Source organism: Tunicatimonas sp., assembly GCF_049647865.1.
GTDB lineage: Bacteria > Bacteroidota > Bacteroidia > Cytophagales > Cyclobacteriaceae > Tunicatimonas.
Genome location: NZ_JBARYM010000499.1, coordinates 1 through 5369 on the forward strand (window position 1 = coordinate 1; position 5369 = coordinate 5369).

Annotated in this window: 4 protein-coding genes; all 4 read left to right on the forward strand. The window is 44.0% G+C overall.

Features of this window, described 5'->3' with window-relative positions; translation table 11 throughout:
• Nucleotides 1-236: 236 nt before the first annotated feature.
• On the forward strand, nucleotides 237-1187 hold the full coding sequence (locus WBA23_RS14770; protein WP_424583050.1) for a sugar phosphate isomerase/epimerase family protein: 951 nt from the start codon (nucleotides 237-239) through the stop codon (nucleotides 1185-1187).
• 105 nt (nucleotides 1188-1292) lie between these two features.
• Nucleotides 1293-3182, forward strand: coding sequence for a sulfatase-like hydrolase/transferase (locus WBA23_RS14775; RefSeq protein WP_424583051.1), 1890 nt, complete (start codon nucleotides 1293-1295; stop codon nucleotides 3180-3182).
• 91 nt (nucleotides 3183-3273) lie between these two features.
• Nucleotides 3274-4173, forward strand: coding sequence for an NAD(P)-dependent oxidoreductase (locus tag WBA23_RS14780; protein ID WP_424583052.1), 900 nt, complete (start codon nucleotides 3274-3276; stop codon nucleotides 4171-4173).
• A 444-nt stretch (nucleotides 4174-4617) separates the two neighbouring features.
• Nucleotides 4618-5369: carboxypeptidase-like regulatory domain-containing protein (locus tag WBA23_RS14785; protein WP_424583053.1), on the forward strand; the 752-nt coding region annotated here is incomplete at its 3' end.

Here is a 5369-nt window from a genome sequence, read left to right on the forward strand (position 1 = left end):
TGTGATGAATTTGTGCGACGCAATGGTGGAAAAATTTGGGTAGAAAGTAAAAAAGATGAAGGTACTACCTTCTACTTTACCCTTCCGATAGCTCATACTTTAGAACCCTCTACTATTCCTTCGGAAGTTAAAAACGATCTAGTTTAGCTTTGTATAGTCATCCCGGTACTTTAAAAAGTTGCGGCAAAGAGTAAAGATGGTTAGTTTAGCCATAACCACCTAACGACCTTACTCGTATGCTCAATACTGTTTGTTCCCGTCGGAATGCCCTCGCCGGATTATTCGCTACCTCATCTGCATTGGCGACTGATCCCCTTTCTACCTTCTCCAACAATGATCCAGCTCTGCCGAGTTTTCACTATTGCCTTAATGTGAGCACCCTCCGGGGGCAAGAGCTGGGAATTGTTAAAGAACTAGAAATTACTTCGGAAGCCGGTTACGATGCCATTGAAGTTTGGATGAACGGTTTACAGAAGTATGTAGATGAAGGCGGTTCGCTCTCGGATCTTCGTAAGCGGATCGATGATCTCGGAATTTCGGTAGCTAATGCTATTGGATTTGCGCAATGGATTGTAGACGATGACACCATTCGGCAGCAAGCCACGGAGCAGCTTAAACGAGAAATGGATATGCTAGCTCAGCTAGGATGTTCGCGAATTGCGGCCCCGCCAATGGGTGCTACTAAAGAACCTGGTCTGGATTTGATGAAAGCGGCCGAACGCTACCGAGCGATTTTAGAGCTAGGAGAATCTCAGGGAGTCATTCCTCAACTCGAAGTGTGGGGATTCTCTGCTAATTTACACCGATTGGGTCAGACGATGTTCGTAGCGGTAGAAAGCCAACACCCTAAAGCCCGAATATTGCCTGATATCTACCATTTATACAAAGGTGGTTCTGAGTTTAATGGCCTAAAACTGCTTAGTGGCTCGGCTATTGAGATATTTCATATTAATGATTATCCGGCCCAACCTGGTCGGGAGCAACTAGACGATAGTTACCGTGTATATCCTGGCGACGGAGTAGCTCCGGTAACCGAGGTGCTCCAGGATTTACATAAAACTGGCCCAGGCAAAATTCTTTCTTTGGAATTGTTCAATAAAGACTACTGGCAGCAAGATGCTATGACTGTAGCCAAAACCGGGCTGAGTAGAATGAAGAGTGCCGTAGCTAAGGCAATACCAGGATGATGAAAAATTAAGACCTGTTGAGTTCATTAAACCTTGTCCTAAAAAGTTAAAAAAAGCATACTGCAAAATCAACCTAAACCCCCAAGGCATTCACCACATCCTATTATGTTAAAATTACTATTTCACCCTTTTACCCACGTTGGGAATGGAACTGGCTATATTTTATTAGCGAGTATTCTAGCATTTCTATCCATAAGCTGCTCATCTACTGAGCCTACCGCTACCGAACGCCCCCCTAATATACTTTGGATTACCAGCGAAGATAATAGTCCTTTTGTTGGTGCCTACGGCGACACCTTTGCCACCACGCCTAATATTGACCAACTGGCTACGGAAGGCGTTCGCTATACCCAAGCTTTTTCGGCAGCACCCGTATGTGCCCCCTCTCGTAATGCCCTCATTACCGGGATGTATCCCAATTCCCTGGGGACGCAGCACATGCGTAGTACCAACGCCATTCCGGATTTTGTAAAATTTTATCCCGCTTACCTGAAAGAAGCAGGGTACTACTGCACCAACAACGTAAAAAAAGATTACAACACCATCGATCAGCCCGAAGTATGGGACGAATCCAGCCGGGAGGCTACTTACCAAAACCGAAATCCCGGACAGCCCTTTTTCGCTATCTTTAATTTTACTACTTCTCACGAAAGTTCAATTCATTCGTTCATTCCGAACGACTCACTGATGCACGACCCCGCAACCGTACCGATTCCTCCGTACCACCCTCGCACCCCAGAAATGGAACACGATTGGGCGCAGTACTACGATCGCGTTCAGCAGATGGACACCCAGGTAGGACAGGTACTGCAAGAGCTGGAAGATTCGGGTTTGGCCGATAGCACCATCGTTTTTTATTACAGCGATCACGGAGGAATTTTAGGACGCAGTAAGCGATTCATGTACGAATCGGGCTTACATATTCCCCTGATCATTCGTTTTCCTAAAGCCTACCAGCATTTAGCCCCCAGTGAAGCGGGTACTACTAGTGACCGTCTGGTAAGCTTCGTCGATTTTGCCCCGACGCTGCTTTCTCTAGCGAGTGTCTCGGTACCGGATTATATGCAGGGCAATGTCTTTCTGGGTGAGCAGAAAACCGAACCTCAGCCCTACGTTTATAACTTCCGTGGTCGAATGGACGAACGCTTCGATATGGTTCGTTCGGTACGCGATGAGCAGTTTCGCTACATCCGCAACTACATGCCACAGAAAATCTATGCGCAATATATCGAGTACTTGTGGCGAGCTCCTTCCATGCGTTCTTGGGAGGAAGCGTATCTCGCTGGTCAACTAAACGAGGTTCAGTCAGCCTTTTTTGAAGAAAAACCAGCCGAAGAGTTATACGATGTAGAGGCTGACCCTCATAATATTAACAACTTGGCTGATGACCCGGAGTACCAGGAAAAGCTTACGGAGCTGAAGAACGCCAATCAGCAATGGCTACTCGATGTTCGCGATGTTGGCTTCCTACCAGAAGCCATGATGCTCGATATAGCCCAAGATTCATCTACTACGCTATACGAATTTGCTCATTCGGATGCTTATCCTTTAGAAGAGATTATTGAGGTAGCAGAAATGGCCACCCAACGCGACCCTCAATTTGTTTCTGAATTGATCGCCCAACTAGAAAATGAAAACGCAGTTATCCGTTACTGGGCAGCTACCGGCTGCCGAATTTTGGCGCAACATGCCGCTGATGCTCAACCGAAGTTACAAGCACTATTAAACGACGACGAGGTGAGTGTGCAGATTGCCGCCGCCGAAGCCTTGTATCACTTAGGTGATAAACAAGTGGCCGTTGATGCGCTAAGCAATACCCTAAGTGATGATAATCTGATGGCCCGAGTACAAGCCCTTAATGTGTTGGAAACAATGGATCAAGATGCCCTTCCTTCTTTAGATGCAGTAAACCAACTAGTTCCCAAAGATGAACAAAATCGGGATTACGATACCCGGGCGGCTAAACATTTAGCTAACAAACTCTCTAAGATATGAAAGACGAGATGTGCGATATGAAAAGATGGAAGCTCAAAAGAGCAATAAGTAACAATGTACGAAAAACTGTAAAATCATAGCAGATTAAGAAATGAAAAAGATAACTAAAGATACTAAAATTGGCTGGATTGGTACTGGAGTAATGGGAGCAGCTATGGTTAATCGCTTGCAAGAGTCTGGGTACTCTTGTACAGTGTATAACCGAACTAAAGCAAAAGCAAAAGCTTGTATTGCCAAAGGTGCTACCTGGGTTGAAACGCCTCAGAAAGTAGCGGAGCACGCTGAAATAATTTTTACAATTGTAGGATTTCCTCAGGACGTGCGAGAAGTATATTTGGGCGAAGATGGCGTATTAGCCGGAGCGAAGGCGGGAAGCATTCTAGTAGATATGACGACTACCGAACCAAGTCTAGCTCAAGAGATTTACCAAGCAGGTCAGAAACAGCAGGTATCTACCATTGATGCTCCCGTATCGGGCGGTGATATAGGCGCAAAAAATGGGGGCCTATCCATAATGGTGGGGGGCGATAGAGAAGCCGTAGACACCATAATGCCCCTGTTTGAAATTATGGGAAAGAATATTGTGTACCAAGGCGAGGCCGGTTCGGGTCAGCATACGAAAATGTGCAACCAAATTACAATAGCTGGAACCATGATTGGCGTATGCGAATGTTTACTTTACGCTCACCGTGCAGGGCTTGATCTAACCACTATGCTACAATCTATCAGTGGCGGAGCTGCCGCTTGCTGGACACTAGACAATTTAGCACCTCGGGTAGTAGACCGCAATTTTGATCCGGGCTTCTACGTAGAACATTTTATCAAAGATATGGGTATTGCCCTCACTGAAGCTAACCATATGGGTTTAGCCCTACCTGGACTAGCATTGGTTAAGCAACTCTACGAAGCAGTAAAAGCTCAGGGCCACGGAAAGCTCGGCACCCAAGCACTTACACTAGGATTGGAAGCATTAAATGGGTTTAAAAACTAGCTGAAATAATCTATTATAGTAATACTATTACATATATTTAATTACATTTATAAAAAAGTGTAATACTATTAATTTTATTTAGTTTAAATGTTTGACAAATTTACAATTAGATTAATTTGATATTTTATCTAATCGCTTAGACTTTTAGACACCTATAATTATATAAAAAGTAAAAATAATAGTGTATTGCTAATTCGGCAACTCATATGTCTATGAATATGCTGAAAGAAGAATAGTTATAAATAGCCTTTACTTGAATTTATAGTTACTACTTTCTTAAAAAATTGTTTTTTAATTCAAGCAAAAATATTTACTTCACAGAATCAACTGCTGTTAATAGCAGATTTGTAATGCAATCGGTTTAGTAATTTGCTCAAAGAAACACAACTAATACTTCCCTTGTCAATACCTTTCTTTAATATTATATATCCAAAACTATTTATTATGATGAACATTTTACCGTTTCTAAAGCGGGCACTCGGAGTGTGGCTACTATGCCTCTGGGGTTCCGCTTCTCTACTGGCTCAAAGTGAAATATCGGGTCAAGTCACCGATGGAGAAACCAACGAAGCCTTACCCGGAGTTAATATCCTGGTGAAGGGTTCAACCCAGGGTACAATTTCTGATGTAGAAGGCAACTACCGGTTGACTGTACCTGCTGGTGCTGAAGCACTCGTTTTTTCTTCTATAGGATTCACTCCGGAAGAGATAGCGATTAATGGGCGAACCACTATTAACTTGGTAATGATGCCTGATATCCAAAGTCTACAGGAAGTTGTGGTAGTTGGATACGGTACGCAAGAAAAAGTAAACCTCACCGGTGCTGTTGGAGTTACCGATGGCGAAGTATTGCAAAACCGGCCCATTGCTAACGTTGGTGAAGGATTGCAGGGAGTTGTTCCCAACCTGAACGTGAACATTCGTAATGGTGACCCTTCTGAACCAATTGATTTCAACGTACGTGGCTTTGAATCAATTAATGGTGGAGCACCTCTCATTCTAGTAGATGGAGTTCCGATGGACCTTAACCGGATTAACCCGAATGATATTGAAAGTATTAGCGTACTAAAGGATGCATCCGCTGCCGCAGTATACGGCGCTCGGGCAGCTTATGGAGTAGTTTTAGTAACTACCAAAAGCGGTAAAGGAGATAAGATTACAGTGAATGTCGGGGCAGAATTTGCTATGTCTAGTCC

Bases quoted from the DNA above. Each gene is read 5' to 3' on its own strand.
- WBA23_RS14770 (WP_424583050.1), top strand. From the start codon at position 237: ATGCTCAATACTGTTTGTTCCCGTCGGAATGCCCTCGCCGGATTATTC.
- WBA23_RS14775 (WP_424583051.1), top strand. From the start codon at position 1,293: ATGTTAAAATTACTATTTCACCCTTTTACCCACGTTGGGAATGGAACT.
- WBA23_RS14780 (WP_424583052.1), top strand. From the start codon at position 3,274: ATGAAAAAGATAACTAAAGATACTAAAATTGGCTGGATTGGTACTGGA.